At 69.9% G+C, this 14,870-nt stretch carries 7 protein-coding genes; 1 reads left to right on the forward strand and 6 read right to left on the reverse strand.

The window, feature by feature from the left end; all coding sequences use genetic code 11:
• Positions 1–45 precede the first annotated feature (45 nt).
• Both ACZ6X9_RS33090 and ACZ6X9_RS33095 read right to left on the reverse strand, forming a co-directional pair.
• Positions 46–5,433, reverse strand: a complete 5,388-nt coding sequence (locus ACZ6X9_RS33090) for a sacsin N-terminal ATP-binding-like domain-containing protein (RefSeq protein WP_469781744.1) — start codon at positions 5,431–5,433, stop codon at positions 46–48.
• A gap of 244 nt (positions 5,434–5,677) precedes the next feature.
• Positions 5,678–6,715, reverse strand: coding sequence for an IS110 family RNA-guided transposase (locus tag ACZ6X9_RS33095; protein WP_469781745.1), 1,038 nt, complete (start codon positions 6,713–6,715; stop codon positions 5,678–5,680).
• A 1,425-nt stretch (positions 6,716–8,140) separates the two neighbouring features.
• Here ACZ6X9_RS33095 and dhaK point away from each other — a divergent pair.
• A complete protein-coding gene (dhaK, locus tag ACZ6X9_RS33100; protein ID WP_469781746.1) occupies positions 8,141–9,133 on the forward strand; it encodes a dihydroxyacetone kinase subunit DhaK in 993 nt (330 codons plus the stop codon).
• A gap of 12 nt (positions 9,134–9,145) precedes the next feature.
• On the opposite strand, the gene ACZ6X9_RS33105 is transcribed toward dhaK, so the two are convergent.
• The 4 genes from ACZ6X9_RS33105 to ACZ6X9_RS33120 all read right to left on the reverse strand — a co-directional run bounded on the left by ACZ6X9_RS33105 (position 9,146) and on the right by ACZ6X9_RS33120 (position 14,730).
• Positions 9,146–10,564, reverse strand: a complete 1,419-nt coding sequence (locus tag ACZ6X9_RS33105; protein ID WP_469781747.1) for an NADP-dependent succinic semialdehyde dehydrogenase — start codon at positions 10,562–10,564, stop codon at positions 9,146–9,148.
• Between the two features lie 637 nt (positions 10,565–11,201).
• Positions 11,202–12,605: an MFS transporter gene (locus ACZ6X9_RS33110; RefSeq protein WP_469781748.1), complete on the reverse strand. Its 1,404-nt coding sequence runs from the start codon at positions 12,603–12,605 to the stop codon at positions 11,202–11,204.
• A gap of 593 nt (positions 12,606–13,198) precedes the next feature.
• Positions 13,199–13,792, reverse strand: a complete 594-nt coding sequence (locus tag ACZ6X9_RS33115; protein WP_469781749.1) for a hypothetical protein — start codon at positions 13,790–13,792, stop codon at positions 13,199–13,201.
• 149 nt (positions 13,793–13,941) lie between these two features.
• Complete coding sequence (locus tag ACZ6X9_RS33120) at positions 13,942–14,730, reverse strand: glutamate racemase (RefSeq protein ID WP_469781750.1); 789 nt, start codon at positions 14,728–14,730, stop codon at positions 13,942–13,944.
• Positions 14,731–14,870 lie beyond the last annotated feature (140 nt).

Here is a 14,870-nt window from a genome sequence, read left to right on the forward strand (position 1 = left end):
CCTTGAGTACCCCTCCTGGACCGGCTGGGCTCCCCTGGACGGCCATTACGATCTGGGCAATGTGAACCGCAGCCGCAACGCATTGCCCACCAGGCGGTACCCCGCAAGTCCGGGCGCCCCGAAGGGGTTGGGCAAGGGCGTGATGCAGCGACGGGCGCCGTCCCACACATGCGAGACGTACACGATGATGTACGTCTCGTCAGCCTTGAGGGTGCGGGCACGCTCGACCTCGGACTCGCCCAGCTGTATCTCTCCGTCGGCGCCCGTGGACGCCTTGGCCTCGAAGTACAGGGTCCGCTCCGGGGTGCTGACACGGAAGTCGTAGCCGAGCCGGTCGTCCCCGATGCCGTCCGGATAGACGTGCGCACGCAGGCCGGAGCGCCACGATTCCTGCTCCGGTACACCGTAGTGGCGGTGCAGCCACGCGCCGACGATCCTCTCTCCGGCAAGCCCGATGGCCAGTTTCGTCTCGGGATCCGCAGGCGTCACCGTGTAGCCCTCACCGCTTTCGCCGCGCTCCCCCCGGGGCCGGGGGATCGTCGGCGGCAACATGGCCAACGGCGCCGGTGAAACGGCGAGTTGATCCTCGGTCACATCGGCTGCCACCTCGCGGGCCAGCACGCGCAGGTCGTCCCGACCTATGAGCAGGCGTTTTCCACTGAGCAGCACGTGAGGGCGCGCGGCGATCGGCCGCGCTCCCGCGAGGAGGGCCTGCGGCTCGTCTTGTCCGGCGGAGTGGGATGTGTCCGGGCCCAGGTCGGTGGAGCGGTGGGTGAGAGGCATGCCGTCGGGCCAGTGGCCGTGGTCGCTCAGCCAGCGCGTCAGCCGTCGCTTGCTCAGTCGCTCGAAGTCGAGGAGCCCCTCCGCGTCCATGGCCCGCGTGACCTCCGCGATGGAGGGGAGCTCCTGAGTAAGTGCGGCGCCATGCATGCGTGCCCATGTGTTCATGAGAGTGCGCAGTCGCGGAAGCTGCTCGTGCAGGACTCCCATGGACGCGTCGCGGAGCTCAGCGACCGTGCGCGTCGAGGCGCCGCTCTTGCCTGGCTTCTTGCTCTGCGCAGGGGGCGGGGTTGGCAGGTGAGAGCGGGCCCATTCTTCCGCGTGCGCGGAGAGGACATCGGCCGGCACATCCCAGTACATGTCGAGCCACTCCGGTGCCGCTTCAAGCCCGGGCAGCTCGCGCAGTCTGAGATATGCCTCAAGCGCCGCCCCGGCGCGATACGACGGGATGAAGGCATCGCGTACGTGATCGACGAGACGGGCCCGGTTCTGCTGCAGCCAATGCGCGAACTGGCGGGCGTGACCCGCTCTGTTGTGCACGGGTGCCAGTCCGAGGCTCCGCCATACGCGGTTCGCGTCGGCCAGTTCGACTCCGAGCGTGGTGAGCCTGCGCTGCCAGTCGTCGTCATCTATGAGACGCATCAGCGTGCGGGTGGTTCTGGGGTCCACACGGGAGGCCAGCCAGTCGTGGAGCTGAGCGCGATCGGGGAATGTCTCGTGCAGGCGCTGGAGTTCCTCGGCGCATGCGGTATCCACGCAGGCCAGGAGCGGGACGAGGCGCGCGCTGCCGGAGCGCACGGAGGACCGGTCGGAGAGCACGGCTTCGAGCTTGCCCACGGGGACGCGCAGGACGTCCGCGAGGTCCGCCTCACCGATGTCACGCGGCTCGGCACATCGCTGGGCCAGCTTGAAGAGGGCCAGTTGAAGACGCTCGCCAAGAACCGGAGCCCCTACGAGCACTGCCACTGCGGGGGCCGCGTTTTGGAGGATCTCCCACTCCGGAGCGTGGTCGCCTTCGGGGTGGACCGTTACGACGAGCCCCTGCTCCGGTGTCCCCAGGAACAGCGATCGTTCCGTCGTCTCGCTGGGCACGGCGTGACCGTCGACATACTGCACCGTGTGCGTGGCCCGCATGAGCCGGCAGGTGCCGATCCGCTGCGTGATCGAGGCGGGCGAGACATCCATGAGCCGCAAGGCCCGCTCGGTATCGAACTCCACGAGTCCCGCCACCAGCGTACCCAGCCATGGCCCTGCCACCTCCGCCAGTGGATCACCGGAGGCGTGGTCCAAGGGCAGTCCGTCCGCAAGGACCTCCACTTTGGCTGCGCTGGCCCGGCGGATGGGAAATGAACTGTGGTGATTCAGGTGGGAGTTGACGCGGTCGGCAAGGGGACCGGTGCCGATCGGCAGCACGGGGACCGCGACGGTGTCGAGGAGTCTGCGCTCGATGGCGCCCTGATCATCGGGGACGTACACGGTCTCGGGCTGGTGGGCTTCATCGGCACGTCCGTCCTCCGGCGTTCCTTCGCCCTGCGCCGCGCTCCGTCCCCGTTCCGGGTCTGCCCGCTCTCCGAGCGTTTCGAGTGCGCCCTCACGCGAGACCACAAGATCGGTGACCTTCCCGACGGCCGAGGGTGCCGGCCCGTGCGCGGGCAGCAGATCGCTCCACGCCTTCTCGTTGGCCTTACGGACCAGATGGCCGAGCCGTCCGTGCCGCAGGCTCGGCGTGGACGAGACCAGCTCGGCCAGGTGATCAAGCCGGGCGAGCGCGGTATCCGGGTCGTCCCAACTGCGCACGCCCAGCAGGGCAAGGCGCGCGCGGACGCGGTCCGTGGCTCGCGCGCGCAGGGAGGCGGGCGCCGTGGTGAGGTACTCGGGTGGCGCTTCCTCGCCCGACCACCACGCGCTGCTCGCATCCGCGAAGCAGGACTCTGCGGTCTGCTCGGCCTCGGGGCGGGGATCTTGCTGTGGGATCCAAGGCGCTTGGGCGAGGAACCCCGCCAGCGGTGTCGGCCAGGGCGTGCCGTGCCGGTCGGAGCCGCCGGTATAGGTCGTCTCCAAGACGGTGTCCGGCCAGGCGTTGAGGCCGTGGAGGATCAACTCCGCGTACAGCTTGCGGCTGTCGTCGTCGAATTCCTCGTAGTCGCTCTGGCCGGGCAGTGTGTGCAGCGGCTGTTGCGACTGGTAGGACACCGTGCTGTAGAGCCCCCGCCGCCGACGCGGCCAGCGGACCGCCGCCGAACGCCAGTTAATCAGCTCCTGCCGCGTCAGCGGCAGGCTGGGGAACCCGGAGAAGCTGTAGGGCAAGTTGAGGATGCTGCCCTTCACATAGTCGGACGGCCCGTCTGCCGCATGCCGCCGTGGCCGCAGTCCATGGCTGACGCCCTGCCGCTCCAGGAAACGCTGCAGCGTGCCGGTATCCAGACCGGCCGCGTCGCCGGACCCGAGGATCTCCTCCGGTGACTCGAGGACGCGCCCCGCAAGCCGCGCCAACTCCTCCGACCCGGCAGACTCCCGGGCGAGGAAACGCACCAGAACATCGTCAACGTGCCGCTGGCCTCCCGGCCAGCCCGCACCAAACATCGCAGTGTCCAGCGTGATCCAACCACCCCTCGCCGGCCCCAGCAGTCCGCTCACCCGCAGACCGGCCCCGCCCGACTCCGCGAAGCTCGCCGCCCACACCACGCATGCGTACCTCAGGTACTCGCGCAGCGCACCATCGTCGCCTCGCTCGTCGGCCATGGCCTTGGCCACCACGTCGAGGACTGCCTGGGGTGCATACGCATGTACCAGATCCTGCTGTTCCAGCCAGCGCAGCCCTTGCGTGCGACGCGTGGCCCGCTTCCCGCACCAGGGAATTCCGCCGTGCACGAATCGGATGTGCTCCGCGAGCCGCCCAGGCACCGGCGCAATGGCGGCGACAGCCGTGTCTGTGGCTGGGCCAGCGGGAGCAGCCGTGCTTGTGGCTGCCGGCTTCTTCGGCTGTGGCAGGAACACTCCCGTGCCCCCGGCAGGCAGCAGCTCGCCACCGGAGCCGAGGATGATCCGCCTGCCGCGCAGCGCACGGCCGTCGTCTGCGAGGCAGAGCGATAGATCGGAGTAGAAATCCGCCCACGTATCCAGGTCTATACGGCTGCTGTGCAACGCTGTGGCGAGCTGCTCCGCCCAGTCCGCAAGCTCCTCCGTGCATGGCTCAAGGCGCAGGTTGTACCGTCGGCCGAGCATCTTCAGACGCTGCAGCCGCGTCGGATGGAGCCTCGGATCGATGAGATCCTCAACGCCCGCTGCAGCCAGCGCCTCCGGAGTGAACACCCTCGCCTTCTCGGGCCTCTGCCACACGAAGCCACACGCGAGCGATGTGTGATCGCCAGCTGGGTGAAGCACCGGCAGGAACGCGACCTTGTCGAGCTGCTGGCCCAGCACCCGCATCGCGGACTCCAGCCGGTGCACCTGCGAAACGCGCCAGCACAACAGGTCGACAAGCGCGGCCGGCGGAATGCACACCCGGCTCTCTCCGGGCAGCAGCGCCGCCAGTGCACACGCTTGGGCCGCCGCGTCGAGCAGAAGAGCGTTCCACGACACGGCCTCGGAGAACGACCGGCGCTCGAAGGTGGTGAAGAACGGTGCGTTGACGAACGCGGGCACAGGACAGGGTGCCTCGTCCCCCATCGGCAAGAACGCGTACAGCCGTCCTGTGTCCAAGGGGTCGCCTGCCGGAACGGCCACGCTGACCTCCGCCGCGCCTCGCCACGAACACCAGACCTTGCTCATCACGCGCGCGTCGACGGCCCGCTCGATCGCCTCCCGAGCCGTGCCCTCGTCCACCTGGGTCTGCACCACGATGAGACGCATGCGGCGCCGCAACACCACCTCCTGCACGCGCAGCCCGTCGGCCGAGACGAGGGTACGGACCTTCCTCTCATACGTCTCGGGGCGCACCCGCTTCTTGTCCTTACCGCCGCGCCGCGCGATGGTTACCTTCGCCAGGCGGTGCAGGAACAGCTCGAAGGGTGCCTGAGGAGCGGTGAGATCGGCGAGTTGCCGCTCGGCCTCCGCGCGTGCCTGCGCCGAGCGCAGCGGAAGCCGGATGACGGTGACGAAACCTCGCCGCCGGAACGACCGCACGCTCTCCGGGACGTCGTCCATTGGCACCGGCAGCTTCAAGGCGCTGACCCCGTCGCGCAGTTGCTGCGCCGCCGCGGGACTTCCAGGCGCCACCTGTTCGGCGATCTGGTCGAAGTCGGCCGGCTGGGCGAAGCGGAAGCAGAAACCGTCGAAGGTGCGCGCATCCTGGCGGGACACACTGTAGATCTCGGGAGCGTCGGTGAGCTGAAGGACGCTCTTGAAGCCGATGCCCTTGTGCCCGATGCCTTCGTCGGGACTCTTGGGCGACAGGCCGACCGTGCAGACCCCCGTGAAGTCCTGGGTGCTGAACGGCCGTCCACCGTTGGCCACATGAAGGACGCCGTGCTCACCCTCGTCCTCGCACAACTGGAACTCGATCTGACCGCTGCGCTGGTTCGCCGGATGTGCGTCGTGCGCGTTCTGCAGCAGCTCTATCAGGACGCGTCCCTCATACCCAGGCGTGATCATCTCATCGACGAGCGCCTTGAGTTCACGGGCAGTGGACCGCCCGCTCGCCTCATCCGCCAAGTAACACCGCGCCTCGACGAGGCTCTGCCTCAGGACGAGGTCCCGCCACGACATCCCCACAGCTGCAGGCCCCCTGCCGCTCGCGTGATCCAGCTCGTACGACGAGGCTAGCGGCGGCCACTGACAATCGAAGTTCCCGCGGTCTGCCGACCGTCGCGCAGCTCTCCGCTGGAAGACCAGTGCGCCGTCCGCGGCCGGTCGCGCCGCTCCCCGCACCCTCAGTCAGAGCGCGCTCAAGGGGCGTTCATGAGCAACCCGGGCCCTGGCGCTGCCCCTGGACGAGACGGTAGATCTCCCGGGCCACATACCGCTTCAGGCAGCGGATGATCTCACGCCGGGTCTTCCCTTCCGTAACCCGCCTCTCGTAATACACCTGGGTACGCGGGTCCCAGCGCAGCCGAGTCAACACAATGCGGTACAGGGCAGCATTCGCCTGCCGGTTTCCGCCACGGTTGAGCCGACGATGGCATCTACTGCCCGAGGAGTATTCAACCGGGCTCGCCCCGCACAAAGCAGCGAATGACGCTTCACCGCGCAAGCGGCCCGCGTTGTCCCCCATGGCGACCAGCAAAACAGCGGCGCTCTGCGGTCCAACCCCCACAGCGGCGAACAGCTGGGGGTAGTGCTCCTCGATCAACTCCGACAGACGCTGTTGCAGTTCTCGGGCCTGCACGTTGAGCTGCTCGATTCGCTCAGCCAGCGTGCGCAACGTGAACCTCGTAGCCCGCAGTACAGGATCCGTCCCGCCGGCCTCCTCGCCGAGCAGCAGACAGGCACGAATGAGGGCTCGGCGCTTCAAGCCGGCCAGCTCTTCCCGCAGCGCTGGATCGGCAGTGACCAGGACCGCCCTGAGCTGGTTAGTGGCCTGGGTGCAGGCTTTGACAGCGGAGTCCCTGGCCACGTTGTACATACGCGCGATCTCTATCGGGCCGTTCCCTGACTTCGCTCGGGAGCACGCACGGCCACTGAGCACGGCACGAGCGGCAGCTTCTGCATCGCCTTGGTCGGATTTGCTCTGCCGGCGACGAGCGGCACGCCCCGGCCCAGGGGCCTCGATGACATCGATGCCTTGCGACAGCAGATACCGGGACAGGGCCGCCCCGTAGTTGCCAGATCCTTCTACCCCCGCACGCCGAACGACACCTAACCGAGATGGCCATTGCGCGAGCTGACAATACCCGGTCACGGTGGTCGAGAAGCTCTCGATGGCCAGCGTCTTCCCCGTCATCGAAATCACGGCAGCCACGTGAACATCTCGGTGGGTGTCCACCCCAAGAATCACCTCTTCCGCACCCGGAGGAGGAACCGTGGAAGGAGCAGAGCTTGTCGATTCGATCGTTCATCCACTCCCGTCAGTAGTTGCGCATCAGCGTCGCCACTGGCCCGGAGAGCGGTCGTCGGTGACACGGTGCAGATTTTCACGCACGGCAGTCCTCCAGACACGCTCACCCGGGCCGGCGTCTGTGCGCACTGCCTCGCCCCGCGAACGCCGGAGGATCGTCAGGACACTTCGGTCAGAAAAGTCAGGAGCCAGATCACGGCACGACGGCAGTAACGCTGCCATCCCTTCCACCTGCAGATCACCAGTACACCGCTGCCCCTCACCGAGGCGTTCCCTGCCGAAGCCCAGCAGCGCCCACGCGCCCCCACGATCTTCGTCACCACAGAACAGGGCGCCCGCGCGCGCATCGCGACCCCCAGCCGCCAAAATGCGCCGTCAACGCGTCACCTCGACCGCCGCCTCGCCCCTTCCGTCGCGTAGTGAACGGTGAGCCGAGCACAGCAAGATCGCGCCGAGCACCGCGAACCAAACAGTCCCCGACCGCAAGACTCCCCGTCGACACCTGCCCGGCGGGAATCTCAGTGGCCATCACCTGTCACATTGCTGTCACCAACACCGTCGACACACCTGGACCACGGCGGCCCTACCTGCATGAACGGCAGCGCCCTGGACCACGTGGACGCCAGAAGACGCTTCCGCCTACCTGTGCCATGTGGTACCGCAGGAAGGTTCTCCGCTGTGACACCACGTGCCAAGATCCGGACCCGGTGCGGGCCAACCCGACGCCGCAGCGGGCGCTTACGCCCGTTGTCGCAGGTCAAAAGCGAGTACGGTCGTGTACCACCAGCAGACGAAGAACCTGCAGGTTCCGCAGCTCGGCGGCCAGGGCGAAAGCAAGTACGTTCTGGAGCCGAGCATTTGGACTGGATCATCGAGCGCACCCGCGGCGTCGCGACAAGCCTGCACGGCTGGGTCGGCCTTTTCATCGTCCGTACCCGGTCAGCTCGTCCGCGTCCCCATGCCGGTCCCGACACGCGGCACGGGCATCCCCACGGGGCTCGATCCGGCTGGGGTCGACCAGCGCGACCGCATGACCTCAGCCGCAACGACACTGGGCGAGGTTCTGTGACCCGACCGGCCTTCGAAGAACGGATGGCTGCCACAACCAGTCGGCACGCACGATGCGAGCCACTTCAGTCGGCTTCCACCTGCTGTCACTCTTGGCTACCGTGCCTCTATTACGCTCAGTGACAAGCCGCAGCAACTGATGGCCCATCAGAAAAGTCAGCATTAGGTCAGCATCAGTACCGCCACAGACCGTGAACAGCCGCCAGAGTCCGCCAAGATCAATCACTTTTGTCACCTCACCTGACCTGCGGAAATGTAGGTCAGAGACCTAACCGCCCGTCACCGAAGGAGCCCCCTGTGAAAATGTTGATCAACGTTCCCGAGTCCGTCGTCGCCGACGCGTTGCGGGGGATGGCCGCCGTTCACCCCGAGCTCTCCGTGGATGTCGAGGGGCGGGTCGTGCGGCGGAGGGACGCGCCGGTGGCGGGGAAGGTGGGGCTGGTGTCGGGGGGTGGGTCGGGGCATGAGCCGTTGCATGGGGGGTTCGTGGGGCCGGGGATGTTGGATGCCGCGTGCCCTGGGGAGATCTTCACGAGTCCCGTGCCTGACCAGATGGTGCGGGCGGCGGCTGCCGTGGACAGTGGGGCCGGTGTGCTGTTCGTCGTGAAGAACTACACCGGTGACGTCCTGAACTTCAACATGGCCGCCGAGCTCGCCGAGGACGAGGGCATCCAGGTGGCCAGTGTGCTCGTCAACGACGATGTCGCGGTGACCGACAGCACGCACACGGCCGGACGCCGGGGTACGGGGGCCACGCTGTTCGTGGAGAAGATCGCCGGTGCGGTGGCCGAGGCGGGGGCGCCGCTGGCGCGTGTGGAGGCGGTCGCGCGGCGGGTGAACGAGGCGTCGCGGAGCTTCGGGGTCGCGCTGTCGGCGTGTGCCACACCGAGCAAGGGCGGTCCCACCTTCGACCTGCCGGACGGTGAGCTGGAGCTCGGGGTGGGGATCCACGGGGAGCCGGGCCGGGAGCGCCGGGCCATGATGACGTCCGGGGAGATCGCGGACTACGCCGTCCACGCGGTGCTGGACGACCTGCACCCCACCGGTCCGGTACTGGTCCTGGTCAACGGGGCGGGTGGAACACCGCTGTTGGAGCTGTACGGGTTCGCGGCGGAGGTGCACCGGGTGCTGCGCGAGCGCGGGGTGCCGGTGGCCCGGACGCTGGTGGGGAACTACGTCACCTCCCTGGACATGGCCGGCGCCTCGGTGACGCTGTGTCAGGTGGACGACGAGATGCTGCGGTGGTGGGACGCGCCCGTGCGGACGGCCGCCCTGCGCTGGGGGTGCTGAGCCGGCGCCGGTTCAGCCGTCCGCGCCCGGGTCCGCTCCGTACCACACCGTGGTGACGTTGCAGAACTCGCGGATGCCCTGCCCCGCGAGCTCACGGCCGTACCCGGAGCGTTTGACGCCGCCGAAGGGGAAGGCCGGGTGGGAGGCGGTCATGCCGTTGAAGAAGACGCCGCCCGCCTCCACGTCGCGCACGAAGCGCCGCTGTTCGTCCTCGTCCCGGGTCCAGACATTGGAACTGAGGCCGAACGGCGAGTCGTTGGCCACCTCCACCGCCTCGTCGAGGTCCGCGACGCGGTAGACGGTGGCCACCGGGCCGAACGCCTCCTCGCGGTGGATCCGCATTTCCGGGGTGACGTCGCTGAGCACGGTCGGTTCGTAGAACCAGCCGTCGGCCAGTTTCCCCGGCAGGGCGGGCCGGCCGCCGCCGCAGCGGGCCGTCGCGCCCAGTCGCACCGCGTCGTCGACCAGTTCCTCGACGTCCGCGCGGCCCTGCTCGGTGGCGAGCGGACCGACGTCGGTGGCCTCGTCCAGCGGATCGCCGACGGTCAGGGCGTCCATGCGGGCGGTGAAGCGTTCCAGGAACGTCTCGTAGACGTCCGCGTGGACGATGAAGCGCTTGGCGGCGATGCAGGACTGGCCGTTGTTCTGCACGCGGGCCGTCACCGCCGTCCGTACGGCACGGGCCAGGTCGGCGGAGGGCATGACCACGTACGGGTCGCTACCACCCAGTTCCAGGACCGTTTTCTTGATCTCGTCGCCCGCGACGGCCGCGACCGAGCGGCCCGCCGGTTCGCTGCCGGTGAGAGTGGCGGCGGCCACCCGGGGATCGCGCAGGACGGACTCGACGGCGCCGGATCCCATGAGCAGCGTCTGGAAGCAGCCTTCAGGGTAGCCGGCCCGGCGGAAGAGGTCTTCCAGGTACAGGGCCGTCTGCGGCACGTTGGAGGCGTGCTTGAGCAGCCCGACGTTGCCGGCCATGAGCGCGGGGGCGGCGAACCGGATCACCTGCCAGAGCGGGAAGTTCCACGGCATCACGGCCAGGACGGGGCCCAGCGGGCGGTGGTGGACGCGGACGGCCGACGCGCCCGAGTCGGCGACCGCGTCGTCCGGCGGGTGCTCGTCGGCGAGCAGGGCCTCGGCGTGCTCGGCGTACCAGCGCATCGCCTTGACGCACTTGGCCGCCTCCGCGCGGGCGGCGGCGAGCGGCTTGCCCATTTCGAGGGTCATGGTGCGGGCGATGTCGTCCGCGTCCTCCTCCAGGAGGTCGGCGGCGCGGCGGAGGAGCCGGGACCGCTCGGCGAAGTCCCGGGTCCGGTGGTGGCGGAACGCGGCGGCCGCGGCGGCCACCCGGCGCTCGATCCCGTCCGGGGTCAGGGCCTCGAACGTCTTGAGGGTCTCGCCGGTCGCGGGGTTCACCGTGGCGATGGGCATGGGCGTCCTTCCTCTGCGGCGGCTCGGCGACCCGTACCGGTGCCGGTGCCGGTGCCTTCATCGGGCACCCGACGGCGGCTCGGCGCCCCCGCCTCCGCCCGGCCGCGCGCCGGGGCGACGACGACGGGGTGGCACCGGGGCAGTACCGGGTCTCCTCGTCTCGACCTTGCGGCGCTCCGCCTGCCCGCGCAAGGCGGCCCGTATACCGGGGGGCTACCGGGTGGGGTACCGGTGGGCGCGGACCGCTCCGGTGGGCCCCGACGCCGCTCCGGTGGGCGCGGACACCAGGCCCTACCCGCAGAGATCGGGCCCTACCTGCAGAGGCAGGGCCCGACCCACAGGGGCGAGGCCCGGCCCACAGCGGCAAAGCCCCACCCACGGGGACAAGGCCCGACCCGCAGGTACAAGGCCCGCTCCACAGGAACAAAGCCCCACCCGCTGGGGCAAGGGCCGCCCCGCAAGTACCGGGCCCGCCCCCCACGGACAAGGCCCGCCCCCGCAGGCAGGGCCCGGCCCACAGGGCCGGGCCCCACCCCTACGAGCACCCGTAAAAGACACCCCCTCCCCCACGAGCACCCGCCCCAACCGCCCACCCACCCCCACCCCCGACACCACCGGCGCGCCGCCCGGGCGCCTCTCATCGCGGTGGCTTCTCCCGTGTCTCGTCCGCCGCCCGGGCCGGGCGGCTCGGGCCCGGGAGCCGGGTGCGGCCGAAGAGGCCCGCGTCCCAGCGCCCGACGCTCTCGCCCGTCGGTCCGGCCGGGCCGGAGGTGGCTTCCGCGGCCACCGCGCCGCCTCGCTCGGGCAGTCCGGACGGGATGACGGTGCCCTCCATCGCGGAGGCCGCCGGGCGGTCCGGGAGCAGCCTGGTGCGGTAGAGGAGGGTGACGGCCAGGGCGGAGGAGAGTCCGAAGGCGACGCAGCCGATCCAGGGCAGCCACGGGCACTCGTATTGTTTGCCGATGTCCATCGTCCAGCCGACGACGGCGTTGCCGCCGGCGGCGGTCAACCCGGCGAAGACGTAGAACAGTCCGAAGTAGGTGCCGGCGAGCGTCTCGCGCCCGAACCGGGGGATCATCTCCAGTACGGCGGGGTGGGCGACCATGGTGCCGACGAAGAGCAGCAGCGATCCGATCAGCATGATCGTCATCCGTGGCACGACCTCCCGCAGCCCGTCGGGGGGACCGTCGGTGCAGATCAGCAGCGGGGGGACGAAGCCCAGGCCCATGAGGACGAGCCCGCCGCCGACCCACCGGCTGCCGCCGCCGTGCCGTTCCAGGGCCCGGGTGATGGGCATCTGGAAGAGGTTGACGGCGGCTCCGGCCCCGAGCAGCACCCCGGCGGCCCCCTCCCAGCCGGACGCCTGTTTCGCCCCGGCGGGCAGCAGCAGGCAGAGTTGGTTCTCCACGGTGAACATGCCGGTCGTGGCGAGGGAGAACAGCAGGAACCGGCGGTTGCCGAAGACCTCCAGCCAGTCGCCGAGCACGGTGCTGCGGTCGGCGGCGGGGGCCGGCCGGTCGGGGATGACCATGGCCTGGACGATGGTCAGCAGCGCGTAGACGGCGGCTGCGGCCACGGCGCAGATCCGGAAGTCGGCGCGGATCAGCACGCTGCCGAGAAGCAGGCCGATCAGTGAGCCGATGGTCGCGTAGACGTTGAGCAGGGCGAACGCCTCCGCCTTGCGGTCACCCGCCTCCAGGGCGACGTAGGCCCGGGCCGAGGGATAGAAGAGGCCGGCGGCCAGTCCGTTGAGCAGCGAGGCCCCGAGGACGACCGGCAGCGTGGTGCCGAAGGCGAAGAGCGAGAAGCCCAGTGTGCGCAGCGCGCATCCGGTGATGATGACCGCGCGCGGGCCCAGCCGGTCGGCGGCCGAGCCGCCGAGGAGGAACAGGCCCTGCTGGCCGAGGTTGCGCACGCCGAGCACGAGGCCGACGAGCGCGTCGGACATTCCGAGTTCCTGTCCCAGATATGCCGCGAGAAATGGCACGAGGATATAGAACCCGATGTCGATGCCAAACTGGTTGATCAGTAGCAGTCGCAATGCGAGAGGAAACTCGCGAGTGACCCGAAAAGCTTTCATGCGCGTCCCTGCATTCAGCTCGAACAGGCGAGAATAAGCTCCCTGAACCGAGGTGGGCATAAGGCCCGGAGGGTTTGACAGTGCGCAATGCGATAGGGACGGCTGCCGTCCTGACCTCGGGCTTCATCCTGATCGACAGAGGCGATCAGAGGCCGCGGCACCCCCGCCGTCCGGTTCGTCAGAATGCTCTTCCCGCGGGTTGTCACCCGGCGGGAAAAGCCGCACTCACTGACGTGGGATCGAGCGGTCGATCATATGCTTTTGCGGTGCATCCTCAACGACTCCCGACTGCGCTCGGAAGAATACGCACCCCACACGTTAGCAAAGCAAACGGATTCCGGATAGAGCGGAGGTCGGGGACTTCAAGTGACACGGCCGGGGAGTGGCCGAATTTGTTTCCGCGTTTTTCTTCGAACGCTGGAACTCGCGTACTGTGAACTGGCCTCCGACGGCCGGTGCGTCATGCGGCGGCGGGCCCGGGCGCCCGGCACACGTCACACGACGGGGGCATTCAGATCCGGGGAACGCCCTGAGGGGTCCGGAGGAGGGGTGTCTCAGACGGAAGCGGGTCGCCCGCCGGCGAGGCCGAGACGGTCGCGGATCACCCGCACGGCGGCCTCCGCGTCGTCCACCGTGACCGTGAACGAGCGGCCGTCGCCGAGCCGGACCACGAAGCCCTCGCCCCGGCGCACCACGACCGCCGTCCCCTGCTCCGGCCGCCAGCGGTAACCCCAGCCGCCCCACTGGCGGGGGGTGACCCGGGGCGCGAACACCGCGTCGACCACCTGGGCGAGGGGGATACGGGTCCGCGGCAGCCCGATGTGGCCGCAGCGGACCTCCAGGGTCTCCTGGTCGACCCGCACCGCCACGTGCACGAACGCGATCGTCCCGTAGAGCATGAGCAGACCGGCGGCGACACAGCCGACGACGGACATCACGAGCGGGATGACGCCTGAGGTCCAGGGGTGGGCGACGGCCAGGTCGATGCCCAGCGCCATGCAGGCGGCTCCGGCGGCGGCCAGCAGCCACTGCACACGGTTGGTGGCGCGGCCCGTCCAGACGGCGGGCTCGCCGTCCCCGTACCCCTGCTCGCGCCCCTGATCGTGACCCTTGTCGTGGCCCTTCGGGGCCTTCGGCTGGTCCCTCATACCAGGCAGCGTACCGAGGTTCCGCCCCGGCGGCAGGGGTCTCCACGGGGACGGCCCGGACTCGCCGGGCCGCCGTCCCCCAAGGGCGTCCCCCTGGTGCTCACCCGGTACTCCCCCCAGGGATGCCCCAGGGGAGCACCGCGCATTCCCTACGGGCGGCCCGCCCCCACGGTCGTCAGGGCGCGGCCCTCCGGGTAGCTCAGCGAAGCCGCGTCGAGGACGTCTTCGCGCCCTCCGAGCAGCACCGTCAGGCGCCCCGTCGGCTCCGCGTCCGGCGCCGGGCCGGCGCCGATCCGGCGCAGCGCCTGGGCGGCCACCGCACCGGCCGAGGCGTGCAGGACCAGGGGCGGCCCGGCGGGCGGCTGGACGGCGGCGCGGATGCGCTCGGCGACCAGCTCGTAGTGGGTGCAGCCGAGGACGACGGCGCGGACGTCGCGCGGGGTGCGGTCCGCCGCCGAGGCGATGGCGGCCTCGACGGCCGCGTCGTCGGCCCACTGGATCGCGTCGGCGAGCCCGGGGCAGGCCACCTCGGTGACCTCGACGCCGGCCGCGAAGTCCCGGATCAGGCCGCGCTGGTAGGGGCTGCCGGTGGTGGCCGGGGTGGCCCAGATGGCCACCGGCCCGCCGCCGGCCGCGGCCGGCTTGATCGCGGGCACGGTGCCGATCACCGGGAGGCCGGGCTCCAGCTCGGCCCGGATGGCGGCGAGCGCGTGGACCGACGCGGTGTTGCAGGCGATGATCAGGGCGTCCGGCCGGTACGCCGCGGCCGCGCGGGCACAGCGCAGGGCGCGTTCGATGATGTCCTGCGGAGCCTGCGGGCCCCAGGGCATGGAGGCGGGGTCGGAGGAGAGGACCAGATCGGCGTCGGGCCGCAACCGGTGCACGGCGGCCGCCGCCGCGAGGAGGCCGTTGCCGGAGTCCATAAGCGCGATCTTCACCCGGTCACTTTAATGGATGGGCGGCACACGGGTAGGTGGGGGAACGGCCGACGGCTCGCGGAGGGAACGGCGGACGGCTCGCCGGGGGGTGGCGAACGGCCCACCGGGGACGGCGGACGGTGTCCGAAGCCCGCCCCCCT

It is taken from the genome of Streptomyces sp. NPDC052910, from assembly GCF_055585605.1.

What these genes read in the sequence shown, in the direction of transcription:
- ACZ6X9_RS33105 (WP_469781747.1), bottom strand. Translation starts at nt 10,564, where the DNA reads ATGCCCATCGCCACGGTGAACCCCGCGACCGGCGAGACCCTCAAGACG.
- ACZ6X9_RS33115 (WP_469781749.1), bottom strand. Translation starts at nt 13,792, where the DNA reads ATGAGGGACCAGCCGAAGGCCCCGAAGGGCCACGACAAGGGTCACGAT.